We start from the raw sequence: 23,253 nt of genomic DNA on the forward strand, positions 1-23,253 counted from the left end.
ATTCTTGATACAGGCACAGGATTTCACGGGGTCACATGGAAAACCAGACAACGCAATCCCTTAAGAGCAAAGCACTGGCCCTTCTGGACGCGGGCAAGCTTCCGCAAGCTTTGAAAAAGGCCCAGTTGGGTGTCAAGAAATTCCCAAAAGACTCGGATTATCATGCCATCGCCGGCTTTGTCTTGACCGAGATGAAGCAATACAAGAAATCAATTCCGCATTTTATTGAAGCCTCGCGGATGAAACCGGACGACCCGCAGTTTGTCGAAAACCTGGCGAATGTTTTGATGCAGACCCGGCAGATTCCCAAGGCCCTCGAATATACCGAACAAAAACTGGAACTATTCCCCAACAATCAGGAACTGAACCGCGTTCTGGATGAAATTCATCTCAAGGGCACCAACTGGCGCATGATCATTGAGCATGCGAGCAAAAAGCTGAAAAGTGATCCCGACAATGTGGATCTTCTTGAAAAACGTGCACGAGCCTACGCCAAAGTTGGATTTGACGATGAAAACTCGCGCGATATCGCGCGCGCCTACGAGTTGGCCCCCGAGAACACAAAGATTGCTTTTCATAAATCCGTCAATCTGCACCAAAGCGGTGACAAGCGCGGGTCCAAGGCGATTCTGAAGCGCATACTTCAAAATGAACCTGGGCACGTGTCGGCGTTGCTGCAATTGTCGACAATGGTATCAGCTGATGACGCTTCGGAACTACTAGAAGCCGTTAATACAACTATCTCCGACAGAGGAGATAATATTTTGGAGCTTCAGTTCGCAAAGGCACATCTGATTTCGACGCTAGACGGGTTGAATGCCGCCATGCCGCATTACGCGCGGGCCAATGATATTCAGCACCAAGGCAACCCTTATGTCTCGGCCGATGAAGAGGAAAAACTGTTCCGGATCACCAGCTTGTTTCCCGTTGATGCCGAAGCACCAGAGTCCGGCTTTGCCGAGGGGCCAACACCAATCTTTGTACTGGGTCAGCCCCGCTCGGGCACGACATTGATGGAAATGATGTTGAGTTCAGCCCCCGGAATTTCCGGTTGCGGCGAACTGACTTTGGGGGCCGATCTGTCGCGTGAGTATGAGAAAAAAGGCCAGAAGTATGACGCTGCCAAAGCGTCCGAGCTCGCGCGGGAATTCCTCGAATTGATGCCGCCCATTCCGGGCGACTCTGTCGCCTTTGTCGACAAGATGCCGCACAATTATCAACGTATCGGCTTCCTGCTGTCTGCCTTCCCAAAGGCAAAGATTATTAATATGCTGCGCGATCCGCGTGATGTTGGATTGTCCAAATGGATCAGGTGTTTTCCTGCCGGTGGAATGCGCTATGCCTCGAATATGCAGGCCATCGCCCATTCGGCAAATATGTATCGTCGCTACATGGCACATTGGGATGCCGTGTTCGGCAATCGTATTCTGACGGTGCCTTACGAAGAACTGGTGGCAGACCCGAAAACTTACAGCCAGCAGGTAGCCGCGTTCTGCGATTTGGAGTGGAACGAAACGATGATGCACCCTGAAAAGAACACGAAACAGGTGCGCACGGCCAGCATTGATCAGGTGCGCAGCAAGATCTCGACCAAGTCTATCGGAGGTTGGCGCGGGGTTGTCGAGCATATCAAGCCGATGCTCGACGGGATCGACCCCGAGCTCTGGCCCGAGTACGATTTCAGCTGAACGGTTACAAAACAAAAAAAGCCGCATCACAGGGATGCGGCTTTTGTCTTTGTCGTAAACCCAGTTATTTCTGCTTGATACGCCCGTCGACATAGGGCTGATAGGGCGCATTTTCCGCCAGGTATTCCGCGGTGACATCCGCAAGGTCCGGGCCGAAGTCATAGGCGTTCTTGTCATCGCCTTCGAACATCTTGTACCCGTCACCACCGTTGCGGACGTAGTTGTTGGTGACGACCAGGTAGGTCTTGTTCGGGTCGATCGGAATAAAACCGTCACCCTCGGCAATCATCACCTCGCTGACGCGCCCCTCGTTCGGTGCCACGCTTGGGTCCCAGGTAAAGCTAAGACCGGCGACCTGCGGGAATCGGCCTTTCACTTCTTCCACCTGACTTACGCCATTTTCGAGTGCGTCAATGACACCCTGTCCGCTGATTTCAAAGGTCGACAGTGTATTCTGGAAAGGCAACACCGTCAGAACCTCGCCCATGGTCACATCACCGGGATCGATAGAAGCCCGCAACCCACCCGAGTTGGCAATGGCAATCTGAACGCCCTGATCCGCCACACGCGCCAGCATCGCATCGGCAACCAGGTTACCCATCTGGCATTCCTGCACGCGGCAAATTGAGCGATCCCCTTCAATGGCTTCTGCAGCGCTTGCAACAACCTTGTTGCGGATTTCATCCAAAGGCACCGCCAGTTCCGCAATCCGGTCCAGCGCGGCCTGATCCTCGGTCACTGCGTTGTCCATGATCAAAGGCTCGCCAGCTGCCTCGATCACTTTGCCATCGTCATCGAAAGTGACGTTCAATTCGCCCAGAAACTTGCCATAAGCATAGGCCTGAACGATCTGTACGCCGTTTACCACTGTTGGGTACGGACCTGCCGCCTTATCCGACACATTCGAAAGATACGTGTTCGAATGCCCGCCGACGATCACGTCAACACCAGTCGTCTCTTGTGCGACACGCTGATCGACGCCATAGCCGGAATGGCTGAGAACGATGATCTTGTTGACACCCTCACCTGTCAGTTTATCGACTTCGGCCTGCACAGCTGGCACCGGGTCCGAAAACGTGACATTGGGGCCGGGCGAGGCAAGCTCATCCGTGTCGATTGGGGTCAGGCCGATCAAGCCGATCTTCTCGCCGCCTACTTCGATAACGGTCGATTTCTTGATCCTGTCTGTCAAAAGCTCTTCGTCGTGAATATCGGCGTTGGACATCAGGACCGGGAAGTCGACCGAGTCGATGAACCCCCGCAACACTTCGGGGCCGTCATCAAACTCGTGGTTGCCGACGGTCATGGCATTATAGCCCAGCTTGTTCATGAACTCGGCTGCGACCTTGCCCTTGTAATAGGTATAGAAAAGGGACCCCTGGAACTGGTCACCTCCATCCACCAGAATCGAATTTTCTGCCCGTGCGCGCGCGTCGGCAACTGCCGTTACTAGGCGCGCCGATCCGCCAAAGCACTTGCCTTCTGCATTGTCTTCCTCACCGCAACCGCTGTCGTATTTGTTGATCGGCTCAAAGCGCGAATGGAAATCGTTGGTGTGCAGAATTGTCAGCTTGTAATCGGCTGCTGCGGCACCCGCCGTCAGGCCCACCACCGCGACCGAAGTTAAAAATCGGGTCAACATCTTGGAACTCCCTGTTATTATTGCCGGGGATCGTGCGCTTATGTCGACCGAGAGTCAAAGGAGAAATCCAGCTTGATTCCAAGCGCTGTGCGGGGCATCAGGTCATCATGCTGATCTACAAGATTTTCCGAGCCGTCGAATGGGCTGAACTGCAAAGTCTGGGCGCCACAGACGGAGCACCCATTGACGTGTCAGACGGGTTTGTTCACTTTTCTACCGCTGAACAAGCTGCTGAAACCGCTGCCAAGCATTTTGCGGGCGTTGAAGGGCTTACGCTGTTGGCCTGTGATGCCGACGCCATGGGCGATGACCTGAAATGGGAAGTGTCGCGAGGAGACGCCCTGTTTCCACATCTGTATCGTCAGATCAGGTTAAGCGACGTTGTCTGGGCGCGACCCCTGCCTTTTGTCGGCACGGCACATCAGTTTCCCGAGGACATGGCATGATATCTTATGTCGATCCGGATCGCGGCCAGTTCGAGGCATTCAAGGCCCTGGACCGCGACCAGCCGATCGAAATGCTCAATCTGGTGAAGTTCCGCGCCGAGGCGCAGTATCCCAAATCACATGAATTGGCTGGCGCAGGGTTGACCGGGGCTCAGGCCTATCAGAAATACGGGGATGAAACCGCCCCAATCATTGGCCGTATCGGGGCATGCATCCTGTGGCGGGGTGTATTTGAAACGACTCTGATCGGACCGGCTGATGAGGTATGGGATGCCGTCTTTATCGCACGCTATCCGACTGCATATGCGTTTCTTGAAATGGTGACTGACCCAGTGTACCGGGCAGCGGTGGTCCATCGGCAGGCTGCGGTCGAAACCTCGCGCCTGATCCGGTGCGGATCAAGCAAAAGCGGGAAAGCGTTCGGATGAAACTGACCGAGAAGTTCGGGCTTGCGGCCCTGCACTGCATGGACCCCGAAACCGCCCACGGGATGTCGATCAGGGCTTTGAAGGCGGGGCTTGCGCCTGCGCCGGGGCCGGTGACAACACCGCGCCTGAAAACCAGCCTAGCCGGGTTGGACCTGCCTAACCCGGTAGGATTGGCCGCGGGCTTCGACAAGAACGGTGAGGTTTTGGCACCCCTGTCACGCGCTGGATTTGGTTTCATCGAAGTCGGGGCTGTCACACCACGCCCGCAACCGGGAAACCCTAAACCACGCCTGTTTCGCCTGACCGAAGACAAAGCGGCGATCAACCGTTTTGGTTTCAACAACGAAGGCATGGAGGTGATGGCAAAACGACTTGCTGATCGCCCCCAAAATGCGGTGATCGGCCTGAATCTGGGTGCCAACAAGGACAGCGAGGATCGCGCAGGTGATTTCGTCAAGGTGCTGGCGCATTGTGCCCCGCATCTGGATTTTGCCACCGTCAACGTGTCATCCCCGAATACGGAAAAGCTGCGGGATTTACAGGGCAAAGCAGCGCTGAGCGCGCTTTTGAGCGGTGTGATTGAAACCCGTGATGCGCTGCCTCGCCCGCTGCCTGTCTTCCTGAAAATCGCGCCGGACCTGACCGATGCCGAATTGCAGGACATTGCCGAGGTTGCGCGCGAGACCCATGTGGATGCCGTGATTGCCACCAACACCACCCTGTCACGCGAAGGGCTGCGCAGTTCGCACAAAGGTGAAACCGGTGGGCTGTCCGGTGCACCGCTGTTCGAGAAATCAACACGTGTTCTGGCGCGGCTTAGCCAGTTGACCGGGGGTGACATTCCCCTGATCGGCGTCGGTGGCATCAGCAATGCGGAACAGGCCTATGCCAAGATTTGCGCCGGGGCATCAGCTGTGCAGTTCTATACGGCGATGGTGTATGGCGGCATTTCTCTGGCGGCGGACATTGCGAACGGGCTGGATGAACTGCTGGCCTGCGACGGCTTTGACAATGTGGCTCAGGCCGTCGGCAGCAAACGAGAGGACTGGCTATGATCGAATATTGGCACAACCCGCGCTGTTCAAAATCCCGCGCTGGTCTTGCATTGCTGGAAGAAAATGGTGCACGGGTCACGGTGCGCAAATATCTTGAGGATGCACCATCAATTGATGAGCTGCGAGCGGCACAATCCGCCTTGGGGCTTTCGCCCGTCGAGATGATGCGCACCGGAGAATCCCGGTTCAAGGAACTGGGGCTGACAAAGACCTCGCCAGACGACGCCCTGATCCGGGCCATGGCTGAAAACCCGATCCTGATTGAACGTCCGCTTGCCATTGCGGGCGATAAGGCTGCCATCGGGCGTCCACCGGAAAACCTTCTTACGCTGCTCTAGGCCACCTGCGCCTCGAGCTTGGGATAGCGCCACCCCAAAGTCACGCCACGTGCGATGTTAAGCACCATCAACGCGGCCCACAGGCCGTGATTTCCGAAACTTGGCACCAGAATGAACAGCGCAACCAGATAGAACACAACCGATTGGAACATCGCGCTGCGCATTGCCCGGGTCCAAGTGGCGCCTATGTAGATTCCGTCAAACATCCAGCTTGCCACGCCAATAACGGGTGCCAACGCGGCCCATACGAGAAACTCGCGCCCCGCCTCACGCACCTGCGGTGAGGTCGACATGACGTCGATCAACGCGGGTCCGGCGATAATGAATACCGCACCCAGTAACAGGGCACCCCCAACACCCCATTGCGAGGTCATGACAGACGCGCGGCGCACCTGATACCTGTCTCTGGCACCCACCGCGCTTCCGACCAGAGCCTCGGCGGAAAAGGCGAACCCGTCCAGCGCGTAAGCCGTGACTTCAAGAAACTGAAGCAAGACTTGATTGGCCGCCAGATTGACATCACCCAGATCCGAACCGACGAAAAGAAAAGTCGTGAAGGATCCGGTCAGCAAAACCGACCGGATCATGATATCGCCGTTGACCTGCAACATCCGTTGCAGCCGAGCGGCATCAAATATGCGGGCCCAGTCGCGCCAGATTCCGTCTTCGAACCCATCCCGACACAGCCAAATGCCCAGCGCCAGACCTGTCCATTCCGCAATCAAAGTGGCAATGGCAACCCCTTCGACACCCCAGCCGAGACCAAGCACGAACCATAGATCCAGAACGATGTTCAATCCGTTCATCCAGACCTGAAGAACAAAAACCCCGCGCGTGCGCTCAACCGCAATCAACCATCCGGTAACCGCATAAAGCGCGATAGTGGCAGGCGCGCCCCAAATTCGAATCTCAAGATAGGCGTGGGCCAGCGTTTCGACCTCGGGGCTTGCCGGAGATAAAGCGAACGCACCCGCGAACACGGCCACTTGTGTAAGGATAAAGAACAGCCCAGCCGCGCCGCCAAGCATCAGGCCGCGCATCAGCAATGCCCGGGTTTCAACAGCGTCGCCTGCCCCGCGTGCCTGCGCCGCCATCCCGGTGGTTCCCATCCGCAAGAAACCGAAGATCCAGTAGATCGTTGACAGGATCACTGCACCGATCCCGACCGCACCAATAGGCGCAGCCTGCCCCAACTGGCCGACAACGCCGGTATCAACTGCCCCCAGAATCGGAACGGTGGCGTTCGACAGGACAATCGGCACAGCGATCTTCAGCACCCGTCGATGCGTGATGGGCGCCGAGGCGTCCTGCATGGTCAGCTCTTGCCCCGAGGCGGTTGCGGCATCAGGAAATGCCCGGAGGCCTGCGCAAACAGTTTCGCATGATTGTCCTGCCAGGCTTCAACCCGTACCGAGGCGTAACGCCGCCCCGACCGGCTGATAAATGCCCGCGCATAGGCGTCTCGCGGCAAGCCCGAACGCAGATAGTCGACGGTAAAGTCGATCGTCTTGGGAAACCGGATGCTTTCGTCTGACACGATGGCCTCTGCATCGATCTCTCCGCTTTCAATACTTGGGAACATGTGTTCCCAGCTCAGCGTGATAACGGCTGTCACCTCCAAAAAAGCTGCGGTTACGCCGCCATGAATTGCAGGCAGAAACGGATTGCCGATCAGCTTGTCATCGAAATTCAAAACACCGGTCAGCTCATCCCCGCGCCTGTCAAAACTGATGTTCAGGAAACGTATATACGGTACGCCGTCGACAAGCGCACGCAGGGCTGCATCGCGGCGCTGCTTGACCACCTGCATCGGCTCGGGACGAGGTCTTGGCATATTACTTCCCTTCAACCGTAAAGGACCCTGAGGCTGTCGCCACCGGCAGGTCCGTGTCGTTGTCCATTGCGGTGGCCCGCACGAAGGCAACGTTTCGCGTGATATGGTGACAGACGGCATGAGCAGTAATCGTCTGACCGGGTGTCGCCGCGCGCATATAGTCAATCCGCAGATCGATTGTTGCGGTTCCTCCGGGGGCCGATGGGTGGCTCATCACCGCAGCGCCACAACAGGTGTCCAGAATCGTGGATATCGCTCCCCCATGAATCACCCCTGTACGCGGATCCCCGATCAGGTCTTTGTTGTAGGGCAGAGTTATCTCTGCCTCACCCTCACCGATCTGCGTGAGCGTAAGGTTCAATGCCCGCGCATGGGGGATCGCCTCGATAAACTGGCGGGCTAAAACTGTCTTATCGACCATAAGTATGCGTCCTGTTCTCTGCACCGCCTTTATGAGCCGGTGTTCCGGTAAAGAGCAAGCCTACCTGTTGCGCTTGGGATCGGGACCGCCTAGGTTGCTGACGAGGAGACCGGGAATGTCCAACAACCGTTTGTCATTCAAAGAAATGTGCGCCGAGTTTGACGTGACGCCGCGCACCCTGCGCTACTACGAATATATCGAGCTTTTGCAACCGGACCGCGAAGGGCGTTCGCGCTTTTACGGGGCCCGGGAATGCGCGCGGATGAAACTGATCATGCGCGGCCGAAAGTTTGGTTTTCCTCTAGAAGAGATTCGCCAATGGCTACTGATCTATGAAGATCAGGGAAACGAGGCCCAGATGGCCACCTTTGTCGAAATGGCGGACCGCCAGATGAGTGAGCTTCAGCAGCAGCGACAGCAGCTGGATGAGGCAATGGACGAACTCAAAAGCCTGCGCGACCAAACGGCCAAGTCGCTGGAATAACCTTTTCCGACATTTCATAACCAAGCATTGCAGGTGGCAGAACCTGTCAAAACCGGTGCGCATCCCCTTCAAAGCACCCGTTTATTCATGCCGAAAATCAGTTGACGTAACGGTAACAAAATTACGCCGAAAGCCCCTTACGTGCACGGATGTTACGTCAACTTCAAAGTGACGCAGCGTCTGGATTACGTAAACGTCACTCACATGTTGTAAAGCACCCACCAACTGCGCAACTCATGTCTCATGACGCCAGTGACGAGAGTATGACGAATGACCGAAGATGTGATGACCATCCGCGAGATGTGCGAGACCTATGATGTCACACCACGCACCTTGCGGTTCTATGAGGCAAAGGAACTACTGTTCCCGATCCGCGAAGGCCAAAAACGTCTGTTCACCAAACGTGACCGGGCGCGGCTCAAGCTGATCCTGCGCGGCAAAAGATTCGGGTTCAGCCTCGAGGAAATTCGACAGCTGCTGGATCTCTACCATGTGGGCGATCAACAGGTCACCCAGATGAATCGCACATATGAAATCGCGTGCGAGCGTCTGGCTGACATGGAATCGCGCCGCGAAGAGCTGACGCAGGCCATCGACGATCTGAAAGAGCAGTTGCGCTGGGGCGAGAAAGTCATCGCCTCGATGAAACAGGAAAAGAAGGCGGCCGAGTAACCTCGCCCTGCCTTCCGGACATATGAATTAAGGGAGCTTCACATGCCCGTTTACAACGCGCCAACCAAAGACATGCAGTTCATTCTGCACGATGTTCTGAAAGTCTCGCAGTCGGACATCCCCGGCTATGACGAACTGGAGCCCGAATTCACCGGCGCAGTTCTGGAAGAAGCAGGCAAGGTTGCCACCAACGTCCTGCATCCTTTGAACGTTGTTGGTGACACCGAAGGGTGCCGGTTGGAAAACGGCATTGTGTACACCCCTACCGGGTTCAAAGACGCCTTCGAGCAGATGAAGGAAGGTGGCTGGACTGGCCTCGACATGCCGGAAGAGTATGGTGGCCAGAACATGCCTTACGTGATCGGCACAGCTGTGGGTGAGATGTTCTCGGGCTCCAACCAGGCTTTCACCATGTATCAGGGCCTGACCCACGGCGCGGCCTCGGCCATTCTGGCGCACGGGACAGACGAGCAGAAGAACAAATACCTGCCCAACATGGTCAGCTGCGAATGGACCGGCACCATGAACCTGACCGAACCGCATTGTGGCACCGATCTGGGCCTGATGCGCACCAAAGCAGAACCGCAGGGTGACGGCAGCTACAAGATCTCCGGCCAGAAGATCTTTATCTCGGCTGGCGACCACGACATGGCAAACAACATCGTCCATCTGGTGCTGGCCAAGATCTCGGGTGGCCCCGAGGGCATCAAAGGCGTGTCGCTGTTCATTGTGCCCAAGTTCATTGTGAACGAAGACGGCAGCCTGGGCGAGCGCAACGGCGTATCGGTCGGCAAGATCGAAGAGAAAATGGGTATCCACGGCAACTCGACCTGCGTCATGAACTATGACGAAGCCACCGGCTGGCTGCTGGGCGAAGAGCACAAGGGCATGCGCGCCATGTTCACCATGATGAACGAAGCGCGTCTGGGGGTGGGCATGCAGGGCCTGTCGCAAGCCGAAGCGGCCTATCAGAATGCTCTGGAATACGCCAAGGACCGTTTGCAGGGTCGCGATGTGACCGGTGTCAAGAACCCGGATGGTCCGGCCGATCCTCTGATCGTGCATCCTGATATCCGTCGCAACCTGATGGATCAGAAAAGCTTTACCGAAGGCGCGCGCGCGTTCATCCTTTGGGGCGCGACCATGATCGACAAGGCGCACCGCGCGGGAGACAAGGATGCGGACGGGCTGATCTCGCTGCTGACCCCGGTCATCAAAGGCTTCCTGACCGACGAAGGCTACGACATGACCGTTCAGGCGCAGCAGGTCTATGGTGGCCATGGCTACATCGAAGAATGGGGCATGTCGCAATATACCCGCGACGCCCGCATCGCGATGATCTACGAAGGTGCAAATGGCGTTCAGGCGCTTGATCTTGTGGGTCGCAAGCTGGCGCAGGATGGCGGCAAGCACGTCATGGCGTTCTTCGAGATGGTCAAAACCTTCTGCAAGGAAAACGCGGGCCAGAACGAAGCATACGACAAGGCGTTCATCGAACCGCTGAAAGCCGCATCCAAGGATCTTCAGGCCGCTGGCATGTATTTCATGCAGGAAGGCATGAAGAACCCGAATAACGCATTGTCCGGTTCCTATGACTTTATGCACATGTTCGGCCATGTTTGCCTGGGCCTGATGTGGGCGCAAATGGCGAAAGCGGCTCAGGAAGCGCTGGATGGTGGAGCCTCGGACAAAGAATTCTACGAGACCAAGATTGCCACCGGCCGTTTCTACATGGCCCGCCGCCTGCCCGCGACAGCGATGCATCTGGCGCGAATCCAGACCGGCGCGGACACGGTAATGGCACTGGACGCGGCGAACTTCTGATCTCAGTCTGGGTCCGGGCAACACCGCCCGGACCCAGCTTACCGGAGGAGACCAAATGCCAAAACGTTTTCGCCTGACCCGCCGCTTTCCGGTTGCGATGACTGAAGATGGGTATCGCAAACTCAAAGCGTTCGCGCGTGATGCCGGTCTGGACGAAGGTGAAGCGCTGTCTTTCTTGTTCGAGAATTTCAACAGCGTGATTGATGAGGAGAACCTGACCCACCGCCTGCGCATCTTCAATTCCGAACTTGAGGCACGGAAGAGGTGAACTGCTGCGGAGAAAACTCAACGGCGACTTTAATTTGAATGCCGGACGCCTCCGGCGGGAGTATTTGTGAAAAGATGAAGCGGCGATGCGTCCCTGCCACCGGGCACACTCGCCATCAGGACAGGAACGACTTCACCTTTTGCGGTCATCGGCTCTCCAGCCTGTACCGCACGACCACTGAATACGAAGATGGTTGATGAAAGATTACCTACTGCCCTTCATCTTTTCAAAAATACTCAAATCCGGCCTAGCCACATGCGCCTTGGGAGGGGCGAGCACATGACCATCAAACTTCATTGCTTCGGAGAAAGTGGAAACAGCTACAAGGCTGCTTTGGCTCTGGAAATGTCCGGTTTGGAGTGGGAACCGGTCTTTGTCGATTTCTTCAAAGGTGTAACCCGTACGCCGGAATATCGTGCTGACGTAAACGAGTTGGGTGAAGCACCAGTTCTGGTCGATGGAGATTTTCACACCAGCCAATCCGGTGCGATTCAGGCCTATGTCACGGAGAAATCCGGCAAGTTCGGTGGCAAGGACCGGGAAGAAGACTACGATATTCTGCGTTGGGTTTTGTGGGACAATCACAAACTCAGCTCAATGGCAGGTTTGACGCGGTTCCTGATCAATTTCCTACCCGAGCAGCACCGCAACCCTGATGTCATTGCATTCAATAAAGGGCGTTTGAAGGCAGCTTATGAGATCCTGAACAACCACCTGGACGGCCGCGACTGGATCGTTGGTGATGGTGTGACCAACGCCGACCTTAGCTGCTGTGGTTATCTGTATTACCCTGAACCATTTGGCTTTGACCGTGCCGACTGGCCCCATATCGACGCCTGGCTGACCCGCTTGTCCGAACAGCCCGGCTGGAAACACCCCTATGAACTGATGCCCGGCAACCCGTCGGATCGAGCTTGAGGAGAAGACCCATGACCGAAGCCTATATCTATGACGCCCTGCGCACGCCGCGCGGCAAGGGCCGCAAGGATGGCAGCCTGCACGAGGTAACCTCGGTGCGCCTGTCCGCCCTGACCCTGAACGCGATGAAAGAGCGCAACAACCTGGAAGGTCACGCCGTCGAAGACGTGATCTGGGGAAACGTCACGCAAGTGATGGAGCAAGGCGGCTGTCTTGCGCGCTCGGCCGTTCTGGCATCCGACCTCGACCAGTCGATCCCGGGTCTCGCGATCAACCGTTTCTGCGCCTCGGGCATGGAAGCCGTGAACCTGGCCGCAAACCAGGTGAAAGGCGGCGCTGGCGAAGCCTATATTGCGGGCGGTGTCGAGATGATGGGTCGCGTGGCCATGGGCAGCGACGGTGCAGCAATCGCTGTTGACCCCTCGCTGGCGATGGAGACCTATTTCGTACCTCAGGGAATCTCGGCCGACATCATCGCGACCGAGTATGGCTTTACCCGTGATGACGCGGATGCGCTGGCGGTTGAATCGCAAAGACGTGCTGCGGAAGCCTGGGCCGACAACCGGTTCGAGAAATCCGTGATCACCGTCAAGGATCAGAACGGCCTGACCATTCTGGACCGCGATGAATACATGCGCCCCTGCACTGACATGCAGAGCCTCGGTGCGCTGAACCCGTCGTTCGCTATGATGGGCGAGCAGATGCCTGGCTTCGACAAGGTTGCGATGCTGAAATACCCCCATCTTGAGCGCGTGAACCACATCCACCACGCCGGCAACAGCTCGGGCATCGTGGACGGAGCCGCTGCTGTTCTGATCGGCAACAAGGAATTTGGCGAGAAATACGGCCTCAAGCCGCGTGCCCGCATCAAAGCAACCGCCAAGATTGGCACTGATCCGACCATCATGCTGACTGGCCCGGTTCCGGTGACCGAGAAGATTTTGGCCGACAATGGCATGAAGATCAGCGATCTGGACCTGTTTGAAGTGAACGAAGCTTTCGCCTCGGTCGTGCTGCGGTTCCAGCAGGCATTTGATGTCGATCCCGCACTGGTCAACGTCAACGGTGGCTCGATCGCGATGGGTCACCCGCTGGGTGCCACGGGTGCGATGATTATCGGTACGCTGCTGGATGAACTTGAGCGTCAGGACAAGGAAACCGGTCTGGCCACGCTTTGCATTGCATCCGGCATGGGTGCGGCTACCATTATCGAGCGTGTCTGATGCCTAAGCTGGATCTTTCTCAGATCCCGTTTCAGGGCGGCTCGGCCTATCCCGGCAAGCTGGCCGAAGCGACCACAGGTCGCTTTGCGCAGCGCGTGGGCGATGCGGGCGGGCTGACCCAATACGGGGTCAACATCGTGCGGCTGGATCCGCAGGGCCTGTCATCGCTGCGCCATTACCACATGAAGCAGGACGAGTTTGCCATCATCCTCAGCGGCTCGTGCACGCTGGTCGATGATGATGGCGAGCACGAGATGCAGCCCGGCGATTGCGCCGCCTGGCCCGCAGGTGAGGCCAACGGCCATCACCTTGTGAACAACACCGATGCGCCCATGACCTTTCTGGTGGTGGGCACACGGACCCCGACCGAGACCGGCTATTACAGCGACATGGACATGATGGTGAAGGTTGATGAGAACGGATTCTCCTTCACCCGCAAGGATGGCAGCCCGCTGACGGCTGACCAGATTGGAGATGACAATGACTGATTTCACTCTGAGCAAAGACGCAGACGGCGTCGCCACGATCACCTGGGACGTGCCCGGGAAGACCATGAACGTGATGTCCTTTGACGGGCTGGCAGAATTGAGCGATTGCATCGATCAGGCGCTGGCCGATGACGAGGTTAAAGGCATCGTCATCACCAGCGGCAAGGAGGGGTCCTTTGCTGGCGGCATGGACCTGAACCTGCTGGCCGTGATGAAAGAACAGGCCGGTGACGATCCCGCCAAGGGCCTGTTCGAAGGTACGATGCAGATGCATGCGCTGCTCCGTAAGATCGAGCTGGCGGGCATGGATCCCAAGACAAAGAAAGGCGGCAAGCCGATTGCCACCGCCCTGCCCGGCACCGCTGCGGGTATCGGGATGGAACTGCCGCTGTCCACGCATCGCATCTTTGCCGCCGAAAACCCCAAGGCCAAATACGGCCTGCCAGAGATCATGGTCGGCATCTTTCCCGGCGCGGGTGGCACCACCCGGATGGTCCGCAAGGTGGGCGCGATTGCCGCCGCACCCCTGCTGCTCGAAGGCAAGATGCTGGACGTCAAGAAGGCGAAAGGCGCGGGCTACATCGACGAGATTGCCGCTGACCCGGTTACAGCCGCGAAAGATTGGGTGCTGAACGCCAAGGAAGGCGATCTCGTCAAGCCTTGGGATGCCAAGGGCTACAAGATGCCCGGCGGCGCGCCCTACCACCCGGCGGGCTTCATGAACTTCGTCGGTGCCTCGGCGATGGTCAACGGCAAGACCCAAGGGGCTTTCCCGGCAGCCAAGGCTCTGCTAAGCGCGGTTTACGAAGGCGCTCTGGTGGATTTCGACACCGCGCTGAAAATCGAAGCGCGCTGGTTCACGTCCGTGCTGATGAACCCTTCGTCAGGTGCGATGATCCGGTCGCTGTTCCTGAACAAGGAAGCACTGGAAAAAGGAGCCGTGCGCCCCGCTGGTGTCCCGGACCAGTCAGTCAAGAAGATCGGCGTTCTGGGCGCGGGCATGATGGGGGCTGGTATCGCTCTGGTATCGGCGCAGGCCGGTATGGAAGTGGTTCTGATCGACCGCGACCAGGAGGCTGCCGACAAAGGCAAAGCCTATACCGAGACCTATCTGGACAAAGGCATGAAGCGCGGCAAGGTCACGGCTGAGAAAAAAGAGGCCATGCTGGGTCGCATCACAGCAACGCCGGATCTGGACAACCTGAAAGGGTGTGACCTGATCATCGAAGCGGTCTTTGAAGACATGGGCGTCAAGGCTGAGATGACCAAAAAGGTTGAGGCGATCATCCCCGAAGAGTGCATCTTTGCATCGAACACATCGACCCTGCCGATCAGCGATCTGGCCAAAGCCTCGGTTCGGGCTGACCAGTTCATCGGCATCCACTTCTTCTCACCGGTCGAAAAGATGTTCCTGGTCGAGATCATCAAGGGCAAGGAAACCGGGGATCGTGCAGTGGCCAAGGCGCTGGACTATGTGCGTCAGATCCGCAAGACCCCGATCGTGGTCAACGATGCGCGTTTCTTCTACGCAAACCGCTGCATCATTCCATATATCAACGAAGGCGCGCGCATGGTCACTGAAGGCGTCAGCCCCGTTTTGATCGACAACGCCGCGCGGCAGTTGGGCTTCCCGGTCGGTCCGATCCAGCTGACCGACGAAACCTCGATTGATCTGGGTGCAAAGATCGCCCGCGCGACAAAGGCGGCGATGGGCGATGCCTATCCGGAAAGCCCCTCAGACGATTTGATCTTCTGGATGGAGGAACAGGGCCGTCTGGGCCGTAAGGCGAATGCCGGTTTCTTCGACTATGACGAGAAGGGCAAGCGCGTCGAATACTGGAAGGGCCTGCAAGACAAGTATCCGCTTGCCGATGACCAGCCTGACCTGATCGAAGTGCAGGAACGTCTGATGTTTGCTCAGGTTCTGGAAGCCGTTCGCGCACTGGAAGAGGGTGTTCTGGAAGACATCCGCGAGGGTGATGTCGGTGCAATTCTGGGCTGGGGCTTTGCCCCGTGGTCGGGTGGTCCGTTCAGCTGGCTGGACATCATCGGCACACCCTATGCGGCCGAACGTTGTGATCAATTGGCCGAGACATACGGTGAACGCTTTGCCTGCCCGCCACTGCTGCGCGAGATGGCAGAAAAAGGTCAGAGCTTCTACGGTCGCTTCAACCCCGAAGCAAAGGCCGCTTAATCCAATGATACGGGCGCATGTCACCATGCGCCCGCATCGTTCTTGTCAGTGTTTGGTTAGATCTGCCATTCGGGCCGCAGGAACAGAACCGGCGCGCTTGGGCGTCCCGGTCGACCCGGTCGCCTGACCCCAAACGGCGGGCGGATCGGAAATATCGGTTCCTGGGGAATGGGTGCAGGCAGCGCACCCAATGGGTTGGCAAGAGCCGACATATCGCCCTTGCTTATAAGTGAGTGGATCAGGTCGGAGGCCACCTCTTCGGTCGCGACTTCATACCGTGTTCCTGTCGTTGCGCTGCGCATATTGAAGCGACCGGACGGGCAATAAGCCTGCAATCCGCCTTCGACAAAGATCACCTGATCGTCATCAAAAAACAGGGAAAACACTTCAAAAGACGACCCCGGTGCCTGTGACGTCAGGCGACCGGCACCGTTCAACAAACGCGCGGGCACCACCGAAGGCGCATCGGCCGTGACATTGATCCGGGACAGGTTCAGCGCCATGCCCTGTTCGGGCATCAACCAGACAGGTCGCCCGTTATATACGGCGCGGGCAGGCACGAGGACCGGCAGGAACTCGACCCGGCGTTCATCGGCCGGAATGACGACAACGCTTATCGAGATGCGCCGCACCTCTTTGAACCCGTGATCGAGGGTTCGAACCAGATCACCTACCGTGATCCGTTCGACCGGCTTCCACCCGGCAGTCGTGGCGATCTTGGTGCCGTGCAAAAACCCGCCACGGCGCGCATTTACCGCCTGTTTTTTGTTGGTTCGATCAACTTCTGGCAGCTGATCCAGATAAACAGAAATACTTGTTACTTCGGACACGTGCCTTACCCCCTTTTGGCACAAAACATTTATGCCAATGAGCTAACACCAAAAATCCAACCCGTCACATTTCAGACATATTTGCGCCCAATTTTGACCAACTCCGCGTAATTGCCGATGGTTTTCGTGGACACTCCAGGACTCTCATCCGACATTTTTGCCATTTCTGAAACGAATGCCTTTTGTCGATCCACCGAATCCACGGCGTTTCACCGGATACGGAAGAAACGAAACGGTCTGGCTTGGGCGTGCATACGGCCCAATCGCGTCAGGCGACTTTTTGCTGTTCAGATGATCGACTGGCGCGCCACCCCAGCAACAGACCCGCTGCCGCAATCATAAGGATGCCCGAAATCTGAAAGACGCCAATGGTTTGCCCAAAGGCCACAAATGCGAAGAGCGGGCCGAAGATCATGACAGAATACTCGAACACCGCCACATAAGACGGCTCACCCACTTGATATGCCTTGATCAGCATGAAAACCGCGATTGTTGAACCGACAGCCTGAGTAACCAACCACGGTATGGCAGGTCCCATATCCCAGACCCACCCACGCGTAACAAACCCCTCAGCACCGTCTGCCGTAACAACCGGCGAGATTGTCAGGAACGTGAGCCCCATCGCACCTGCCAAACCCAGCGTAATGACCATGACGGCCAGCATGGCCACAGTGCTTTCCTGAGAACAATGCGTACGCGTGAGAATCGAACTGAGGGCATAGAAAAACCCCGCGGCCACGGGCACCAGAGTGCGCAGGTCGAAATCGCCGGGGTTTGGCTGAAGCACCAGAAGGATGCCGGTAAATCCAATCAGTACGGCCAGTATGCGCCACGGCCCTATTGGTTGCCTGAGCACCAGAGCGGAGATCAGCAGCACGAAAATCGGTGAGGTGAACAACCCTGCCAGCGCCTGTGCAATTGGCATCATGGCAAGAGATGCAAAATAGAACAACATTGCCATGGTAATCAGAACGCTGCGCAAGATGACAGGGCCCCACCGCACGGGCCTCAACCCGCCCAGCCCCAGAAACGACAGGCCAACAATCAGCGGCAGCATCAACAATGCGCGGGTCAGATGAAACTGCCACAGCCCGACGGTTTCGGCCAAAAGGATCACAACATTGTCGATGACGCCGATAATTGCCATGGCACTTACCATCAGGGCCGAAGCCAGAACAGCAGAAGATGCGGAATGCGCCTGCATGAAGTCGTGTCCTGATTGCGATGGTGGGCCGACTGTTTCGATCCATTCGGGTATCCAGCACAATTCACAACGACTGCGCAACAGGTTTGCGCCCTGCGATTTCACCATGCTAAGCTGTAATAAAACAAATTCGAGCAGACCAACCCAGATGACGGCCCTGAAACAGTACCAGCGGATCGAAGCCACCGGTCTGTGGCGCCCCTCGCCCGATGAACAGCGGCGCGAGGTTGTTGTGTCTATCGGCGAAGCCACCCTGACCATTTCTGATTTCAATGACAGGGCGCTAACCCATTGGTCGCTGGCGGCACTTGAACGCCAGAACCCCGGTTCCTTTCCGGCCATATTCAACCCGGACGGTGACCCGGATGAAACGCTTGAGCTGGCGGAATCCGAAACCACGATGCTTGAAGCGATCGATCGATTGCAGCGTGCTATTGATCGGTCCCGCCCCCACCCGGGGCGTTTGCGCTGGCTGAGTGTCGGAGGCGTCGTGGCCGCTGTGCTGGCCCTGTTGCTGTTCTGGCTGCCCGGTGCGCTGCAAAACCATGTTGTCTCGGTCGTGCCCCAGGTCAAGCGGCAGGAGATCGGCGATATGATCCTGCATCGGATCGAGCGTGTTTCGGGCCAGGCCTGTACGTCGCGGGATGCACGGGATTCACTGGAACAATTGGCCCGGCGCACGGGCGTACGGCAGATCATCATTCTGCCAGCAGGCGTTCAGGACAGCCTCAGCCTTCCTGGCGGCACGGTCCTGCTAAGCCGTGCTTTGGTAGAGGATTACGAAGATCCTGCCGTTGCAGCGGGCTATGTGATTGCGGAACGGGCGCGGGCCGCGCATTGGGACCCGCTGGATGACCTTCTGGACAGAACCGGCGCGACCTCGGCCTTCAGGCTTCTGACAACCGGCGGGCTGACGCCCGAGATTATCGACACATATACCGAGCAGGTCCTGTCGCAGCCTCGTCCGGCCATTTCTGACGACGACTTGCTGGCGATGTTCTCGCAAAGCGCGCTTCCCTCAACCCCCTACGCCTATGCCCGTGATGTGACCGGCGAAACCGTTCTTGGCCTGATCGAAGCAGATCCGATGGCGGGAAGGGCACTGGAACAGGTGCTGCCGGACCGCGACTGGGTCCGGCTACAGAATATTTGCGGCGAATAAACCGGGTTACTTGGTTCCGAACATCCGGTCACCGGCATCCCCCAGACCGGGCATGATGTAACCTTTCGAGTTCAACTCGCGGTCCAGCGCTGCCGTGACGATACGAACGTCAGGGTGCGCTTCCTTCATCCGCGCGACACCTTCGGGTGCCGCCAACAGGCACAGAAAGCGAATATCCGTCGCCCCGGCCTGTTTCAGCAGGTCAATGGCCGCGGCCGAGCTGTTACCAGTCGCCAGCATCGGATCCACCGCAATGACCAAACGGTCCTTCAGGCTTTCGGGGGCCTTGAAATAATACTGTACGGGTTTCAGCGTTTCTTCGTCGCGATACAGCCCCACGAAACCGACGCGTGCCGAAGGTACAAGTTCCAGCACCCCGTCCAGCATCCCGTTTCCGGCGCGAAGGATCGACACCAGCGCCATTTTCTTACCCGCCAGTATGGGGGCGTCCATTTCTTCCATCGGCGTTTCGATATTTCGCGTTGTAAGGGGAATGTCGCGCGTGACCTCGTAAGCCAGAAGCAATGTGATCTCGCGCAGCAACTGCCGGAATCCGGCGGTCGAGGTGCCCTTGTCCCGCATGAGCGTCAGCTTGTGTTGCACCAGCGGGTGATCAACGACGGTCAGGTGTTCGCTCATGTGTTCTCCAGTCTTTTCTTGACCCGCGCGCGGGTGTCATCATCACAGAAGGCCGCGTTCAGGGCCATCTCATTCAATGCCGCAAAATCCCCGGCCTCCCAGCCGAAAGCCGCGTTCAACATCTCATATTCCCGCCGCATGGTCGTGTGAAAAAACGGAGGATCGTCGGTGGAAATCGTAACCTTTACGCCCGCATCGCGCAGTTTCGCGATGGGGTGGGCAGCAAAATCAGGGAAAAGACCCAGAACCACATTCGAACCCGGACACACCTCAAGCGTGATTTCCCGGTCAACCAGTTCACGAACAAGATTCAGGTCTTTGATGGCGCGGACGCCGTGCCCGATACGCTCAACCCCCAGATCGCGCACAGCGTCGCGCACACTGTCAGGGCCACCAAACTCACCTGCATGCGTGGTCAGGCGAAGCCCGGCTTCGCGAGCACAATCGAAAGACCATTTGAAGTCACCCTGCGTGCCAATGGATTCGTTGCCGCCCATGCCAAAACCGGTGATCCAGTTTCCGGCGGTCTCGGCCGCACAATGGGCACTCCGCCTGGCTTGTTCGGGGCCAAAATGGCGGACACAGGTAACGACACCGCGCAAGGTGATATCGAATTTACGCTCGGCTTCGTCTGCCGCATCCTGAATGGCATTCAGATAATCCCGCCACGCATGCAGGTCGCCACCGCCGCAAAAATCAGGGCTGAGAAAGGTCTCGGAATAAACCACGCCATTTTCAGCGCTTTCCTCAAGAATGGCCAATGTCAACCGCCGGAAGTCTTCGGGCGTTTTCAGAACTTCGCAGGCGGCTTCGTACACGCTCAGAAAATGCGCGAAATCACGAAAATCATAAGATCCGTCCGGTTTGAAGATGCCGCTCAGGTCAACGCGTTTTTCATGCGCAAGCTGACGGATGAAGGCCGGAGGTGCCGCGCCTTCGTGGTGAAGATGCAGTTCGATTTTAGGCAGGTCTGCGACGCTCATAAAAAATTCCTTCCCGGCCCTTGCGCCGGAATGTTCAGATGATGGGCAATGCTGGCCGCAATATCGGCAAAATCCACTTGCCCGATCTGTCCCGCACCCTGCCCCGCAATCAGAACCGGTACCTGTTCACGGGTGTGATCCGTTCCAATCCAGCTTGGGTCATTGCCATGATCGGCAGTCAACAGCAACAGGTCGCCTGGGTGCAGCTTCTTCAGGATATCCCCGATCTCGCGGTCGAACCATTCCAACGCGCGCGCATATCCGCTGATGTCGCGGCGATGCCCATAAAGGCTGTCAAATTCGACAAAGTTGGCGAAGGTCAGACTGCCCTCTTCCGCCTCGTCCACAAGATCAGACAGGTGCTGCATCAGCTGGGCATCCGACCCTTTGCGCAGCGTGTCGATCCCCTGCATCGAGAAGATGTCGCCGATCTTGCCCACTGCATGAACCCGTCGCCCTGCATCCTGCACCCAGTTGGTCAGCACCGGTGCCGGGGGCAGAATGGCGAAATCCTTGCGATTGGTCGTCCGTTCGAACCCCGTCTCAGGCGTTCCGACAAAGGGGCGCGCGATGACACGCCCCACTTTCATCTTGTGCAATCGCGGAGCAAGCGCGCGGCACATGTCCAGCAACCGTTCCAGCCCAAAGCTTTCCTCATGCGCCGCGATCTGAAACACGCTGTCAGCGGATGTATAGCAGATCGGCCAGCCGGTGCGCATATGCTCAGCGCCCAGCTCGGCGATGATCGCTGTCCCCGACGCGTGGCAGTCACCAAGAATGCCTTCGGTCCCGGCAGCTTCGGCTGCCGCGCGGCTCAATTCCGCTGGAAAAGCCGGAACCGTGTTTGGAAAGTAATGCCAATCCCAGGGCACCGGCAGGCCCGCCAACTCCCAGTGGCCCGAGGGCGTGTCCTTACCCGGCGAATGCTCACGCGCGCAGCCCCATAGTCCAACAGGTTCGGCATCGAGGCCCGGAGTGGTCTCTCCAGACGCCAGCCGCACAGCCGCACCCAAACCCAGCGCGTCCAGGTTGGGCAGGTGCAACGGGCCGGTGCGCCCATCTACTGCGCGGCCTTCCGCGCAGGCTTGGGCGATATGGGCCAGCGTGTTTGCCCCGGCATCCGGAACATCACCGTTGAAAAACCGGTCTGCATCAGGTGCCCCGCCTATTCCGACGGAATCCATGACGACAAGAAACGCTCGGCTCATACGCTGATCCTTTCGTGGATCAGATCGGGCAGCTTTGGAACTGTATCGCTGATTGTCATCGCACTCAGCACAGTGTCCGCCGCGCGCCGTGCGGCGTCTTCCCGTGCAGCGTGGACCACGGCAATGGGTGAACCTTTTGACACACGATCCCCCAGCCTGAGGATGTTGGATACTCCTACTGCCGGATCGATCTCATCGCTTTCGACCTGACGGCCGCCACCCAGCGCGACGACCGCAAGGCCCAGCGCCTCACCGTCGATGGAGGAGATGTAACCGTCTTCGGGAGCAGGAACCTCCTGAATAACGCTCGCCTCAGGAAGGAAACGGGTCCAGGTATCGACAAATTTCACAGGACCACCAACCGCAGCCAACATGCGACCAAACCGTTCGGCGGCGCGACCGTCACGGATGATCTCGGCGATCTGCTCACACCCCTCCTCGACCGATTTGCACATGCCTGCATCAGCCAACAGGACGCCGCCCAACTCGGCAGAAATATCCACCAGAGGCGAAGCATCCGGACCGGTCAGAACCTTCATCACTTCCGCGACCTCCAGTGCATTGCCCAGCGCCGGGGCCAAAGGCTGGTTCATGTCCGTGATCACCGCCGAAGTCCGGCACCCGGCCGCGTTTGCGGTCTCGGTCAATGCTGTGGCCAGCTTACGGGCATCCTCAATTGTTTTCATAAAGGCACCGCTGCCGACCTTGACGTCAAGAACCAACGCATCCGGGCTGGCCGCCAGCTTTTTGGACAGGATCGATGCTGTGATCAGATCCAGACTTTCAACCGTCGCCGTCACGTCCCGAACCGCATAAAGCCGCTTGTCCGCCGGTGCAATCTGGCCCGTCGCGCCGACGATAGCCGCGCCCGTTTCGCGCAATATCTGCGCAAGTCGCTCCTGACTGATCTGAGTGCTGACACCCGGAATCGCCTCGAGCTTGTCAAGCGTTCCACCCGTGTGCCCCAAACCCCGGCCCGAGATCATCGGAACAAACGCACCGCATTCCGCCAGCGCCGGAGCAAGCACAAGGCTGACACAGTCCCCGACCCCACCGGTCGAGTGCTTGTCGATCACCGGCCCGTCCACATCCCAACTGAGAACATCGCCGCTATCGCGCATCGCAATCGTCAAGTCCGCACGCCCCTGAGGGCCCAGCCCGCCCATACAGACGGCCATGGCAAACGCCCCGGCCTGCGCATCGCTGACGCTGCCGTCTGCCAACCCTTGCGCGAACCAGATCAGCTCGTCGCGGCCTGGAACTTCGTGCCTGCGCAGTTTGGCTATGATTGAACGGGCGTCCAT

At 57.8% G+C, this 23,253-nt stretch carries 24 protein-coding genes; 14 read left to right on the forward strand and 10 right to left on the reverse strand.

Annotation, left to right across the window (positions count from 1 at the left end; all coding sequences use genetic code 11):
* The first annotated feature begins 35 nt into the window (after nucleotides 1–35).
* Nucleotides 36–1,688: a tetratricopeptide repeat-containing sulfotransferase family protein gene (locus ACR0BZ_RS08650; RefSeq protein WP_480920009.1), complete on the forward strand. Its 1,653-nt coding sequence runs from the start codon at nucleotides 36–38 to the stop codon at nucleotides 1,686–1,688.
* Nucleotides 1,689–1,752: 64 nt separating this feature from the next.
* Here the strand turns inward: ACR0BZ_RS08650 and ACR0BZ_RS08655 are convergent, their stop codons facing one another.
* Nucleotides 1,753–3,330, reverse strand: coding sequence for a bifunctional metallophosphatase/5'-nucleotidase (locus ACR0BZ_RS08655; RefSeq protein ID WP_480484248.1), 1,578 nt, complete (start codon nucleotides 3,328–3,330; stop codon nucleotides 1,753–1,755).
* Between the two features lie 107 nt (nucleotides 3,331–3,437).
* Here ACR0BZ_RS08655 and ACR0BZ_RS08660 point away from each other — a divergent pair, with 107 nt between their 5' ends.
* From ACR0BZ_RS08660 to arsC, 4 genes are read left to right on the forward strand one after another with little or no spacing between them, the layout of a single operon-like run.
* Nucleotides 3,438–3,776 (forward strand): DUF952 domain-containing protein, encoded by a 339-nt coding sequence (locus ACR0BZ_RS08660; protein WP_209503272.1) that lies wholly within the window; start codon nucleotides 3,438–3,440, stop codon nucleotides 3,774–3,776.
* Nucleotides 3,773–4,204, forward strand: coding sequence for a DUF1330 domain-containing protein (locus ACR0BZ_RS08665; protein WP_480920010.1), 432 nt, complete (start codon nucleotides 3,773–3,775; stop codon nucleotides 4,202–4,204). Before ACR0BZ_RS08660 ends, ACR0BZ_RS08665 begins: the two co-directional genes overlap by 4 nt.
* On the forward strand, nucleotides 4,201–5,259 hold the full coding sequence (locus tag ACR0BZ_RS08670; protein ID WP_480920011.1) for a quinone-dependent dihydroorotate dehydrogenase: 1,059 nt from the start codon (nucleotides 4,201–4,203) through the stop codon (nucleotides 5,257–5,259). The genes ACR0BZ_RS08665 and ACR0BZ_RS08670 overlap by 4 nt, the downstream gene beginning before the upstream one ends.
* On the forward strand, nucleotides 5,256–5,597 hold the full coding sequence (gene arsC, locus ACR0BZ_RS08675; RefSeq protein WP_209503266.1) for an arsenate reductase (glutaredoxin): 342 nt from the start codon (nucleotides 5,256–5,258) through the stop codon (nucleotides 5,595–5,597). Before ACR0BZ_RS08670 ends, arsC begins: the two co-directional genes overlap by 4 nt.
* Here arsC and ACR0BZ_RS08680 read toward each other — a convergent pair.
* From ACR0BZ_RS08680 to ACR0BZ_RS08690, 3 genes are read right to left on the reverse strand one after another with little or no spacing between them, the layout of a single operon-like run.
* Nucleotides 5,594–6,910, reverse strand: a complete 1,317-nt coding sequence (locus ACR0BZ_RS08680) for an MATE family efflux transporter (RefSeq protein ID WP_480920012.1) — start codon at nucleotides 6,908–6,910, stop codon at nucleotides 5,594–5,596. The genes arsC and ACR0BZ_RS08680 overlap by 4 nt on opposite strands.
* A 2-nt stretch (nucleotides 6,911–6,912) precedes the next feature.
* Nucleotides 6,913–7,431 carry a PaaI family thioesterase gene (locus ACR0BZ_RS08685; protein ID WP_267364663.1) on the reverse strand — a complete coding sequence of 173 codons (519 nt, stop codon included), beginning with the start codon at nucleotides 7,429–7,431 and terminating at the stop codon, nucleotides 6,913–6,915.
* Nucleotide 7,432: 1 nt separating this feature from the next.
* On the reverse strand, nucleotides 7,433–7,852 hold the full coding sequence (locus ACR0BZ_RS08690) for a PaaI family thioesterase (protein ID WP_209503260.1): 420 nt from the start codon (nucleotides 7,850–7,852) through the stop codon (nucleotides 7,433–7,435).
* A gap of 115 nt (nucleotides 7,853–7,967) precedes the next feature.
* On the opposite strand from ACR0BZ_RS08690, the gene ACR0BZ_RS08695 reads away from it, so the two are divergent.
* The 8 genes from ACR0BZ_RS08695 (at nucleotide 7,968) to ACR0BZ_RS08730 (ending at nucleotide 15,923) form a co-directional block, all read left to right on the forward strand.
* Nucleotides 7,968–8,336, forward strand: coding sequence for a MerR family transcriptional regulator (locus ACR0BZ_RS08695; protein WP_267364662.1), 369 nt, complete (start codon nucleotides 7,968–7,970; stop codon nucleotides 8,334–8,336).
* Nucleotides 8,337–8,606: 270 nt separating this feature from the next.
* Complete coding sequence (locus tag ACR0BZ_RS08700) at nucleotides 8,607–9,008, forward strand: MerR family transcriptional regulator (RefSeq protein WP_209503256.1); 402 nt, start codon at nucleotides 8,607–8,609, stop codon at nucleotides 9,006–9,008.
* 42 nt (nucleotides 9,009–9,050) lie between these two features.
* Nucleotides 9,051–10,832: an acyl-CoA dehydrogenase C-terminal domain-containing protein gene (locus tag ACR0BZ_RS08705; protein WP_480538210.1), complete on the forward strand. Its 1,782-nt coding sequence runs from the start codon at nucleotides 9,051–9,053 to the stop codon at nucleotides 10,830–10,832.
* A 55-nt stretch (nucleotides 10,833–10,887) separates the two neighbouring features.
* The gene (locus tag ACR0BZ_RS08710; RefSeq protein ID WP_209503252.1) at nucleotides 10,888–11,100 is read left to right on the forward strand and encodes a hypothetical protein; all 213 of its coding nucleotides are present in this window, start codon (nucleotides 10,888–10,890) and stop codon (nucleotides 11,098–11,100) included.
* A gap of 279 nt (nucleotides 11,101–11,379) precedes the next feature.
* On the forward strand, nucleotides 11,380–12,018 hold the full coding sequence (locus ACR0BZ_RS08715; protein WP_480920013.1) for a glutathione S-transferase family protein: 639 nt from the start codon (nucleotides 11,380–11,382) through the stop codon (nucleotides 12,016–12,018).
* Nucleotides 12,019–12,029: 11 nt separating this feature from the next.
* Nucleotides 12,030–13,241: an acetyl-CoA C-acetyltransferase gene (locus ACR0BZ_RS08720; protein WP_480920014.1), complete on the forward strand. Its 1,212-nt coding sequence runs from the start codon at nucleotides 12,030–12,032 to the stop codon at nucleotides 13,239–13,241.
* Nucleotides 13,241–13,729 (forward strand): cupin domain-containing protein, encoded by a 489-nt coding sequence (locus ACR0BZ_RS08725; RefSeq protein ID WP_267364657.1) that lies wholly within the window; start codon nucleotides 13,241–13,243, stop codon nucleotides 13,727–13,729. Before ACR0BZ_RS08720 ends, ACR0BZ_RS08725 begins: the two co-directional genes overlap by 1 nt.
* Entirely contained in the window at nucleotides 13,722–15,923 is a 2,202-nt protein-coding gene (locus tag ACR0BZ_RS08730) for a 3-hydroxyacyl-CoA dehydrogenase NAD-binding domain-containing protein (RefSeq protein ID WP_480920015.1), read from the forward strand. Before ACR0BZ_RS08725 ends, ACR0BZ_RS08730 begins: the two co-directional genes overlap by 8 nt.
* A gap of 56 nt (nucleotides 15,924–15,979) precedes the next feature.
* On the opposite strand, the gene ACR0BZ_RS08735 is transcribed toward ACR0BZ_RS08730, so the two are convergent.
* Together ACR0BZ_RS08735 and ACR0BZ_RS08740 are read right to left on the reverse strand one after the other, a co-directional pair.
* Nucleotides 15,980–16,753, reverse strand: coding sequence for a Hint domain-containing protein (locus ACR0BZ_RS08735; RefSeq protein WP_480920016.1), 774 nt, complete (start codon nucleotides 16,751–16,753; stop codon nucleotides 15,980–15,982).
* A gap of 268 nt (nucleotides 16,754–17,021) precedes the next feature.
* Nucleotides 17,022–17,957, reverse strand: coding sequence for a DMT family transporter (locus ACR0BZ_RS08740; protein WP_480920017.1), 936 nt, complete (start codon nucleotides 17,955–17,957; stop codon nucleotides 17,022–17,024).
* 148 nt (nucleotides 17,958–18,105) lie between these two features.
* Between ACR0BZ_RS08740 and ACR0BZ_RS08745 the strand changes: the two genes are divergently transcribed.
* Entirely contained in the window at nucleotides 18,106–19,119 is a 1,014-nt protein-coding gene (locus ACR0BZ_RS08745; RefSeq protein WP_267367575.1) for a hypothetical protein, read from the forward strand.
* A gap of 6 nt (nucleotides 19,120–19,125) precedes the next feature.
* Here ACR0BZ_RS08745 and upp read toward each other — a convergent pair whose 3' ends face one another.
* The 4 genes from upp to ACR0BZ_RS08765 are packed head-to-tail and all read right to left on the reverse strand — an operon-like array spanning nucleotide 19,126 to nucleotide 23,253.
* Nucleotides 19,126–19,758 (reverse strand): uracil phosphoribosyltransferase, encoded by a 633-nt coding sequence (gene upp / locus ACR0BZ_RS08750; RefSeq protein WP_480484262.1) that lies wholly within the window; start codon nucleotides 19,756–19,758, stop codon nucleotides 19,126–19,128.
* Nucleotides 19,755–20,741 carry an adenosine deaminase gene (locus ACR0BZ_RS08755; RefSeq protein ID WP_480920018.1) on the reverse strand — a complete coding sequence of 329 codons (987 nt, stop codon included), beginning with the start codon at nucleotides 20,739–20,741 and terminating at the stop codon, nucleotides 19,755–19,757. Before ACR0BZ_RS08755 ends, upp begins: the two co-directional genes overlap by 4 nt.
* On the reverse strand, nucleotides 20,738–21,949 hold the full coding sequence (locus ACR0BZ_RS08760) for a phosphopentomutase (protein ID WP_480920019.1): 1,212 nt from the start codon (nucleotides 21,947–21,949) through the stop codon (nucleotides 20,738–20,740). The genes ACR0BZ_RS08755 and ACR0BZ_RS08760 overlap by 4 nt, the downstream gene beginning before the upstream one ends.
* The gene (locus ACR0BZ_RS08765) at nucleotides 21,946–23,253 is read right to left on the reverse strand and encodes a thymidine phosphorylase (protein ID WP_480920020.1); all 1,308 of its coding nucleotides are present in this window, start codon (nucleotides 23,251–23,253) and stop codon (nucleotides 21,946–21,948) included. The genes ACR0BZ_RS08760 and ACR0BZ_RS08765 overlap by 4 nt, the downstream gene beginning before the upstream one ends.

The sequence above is a fragment of the Ruegeria sp. P8 genome (assembly GCF_056534665.1).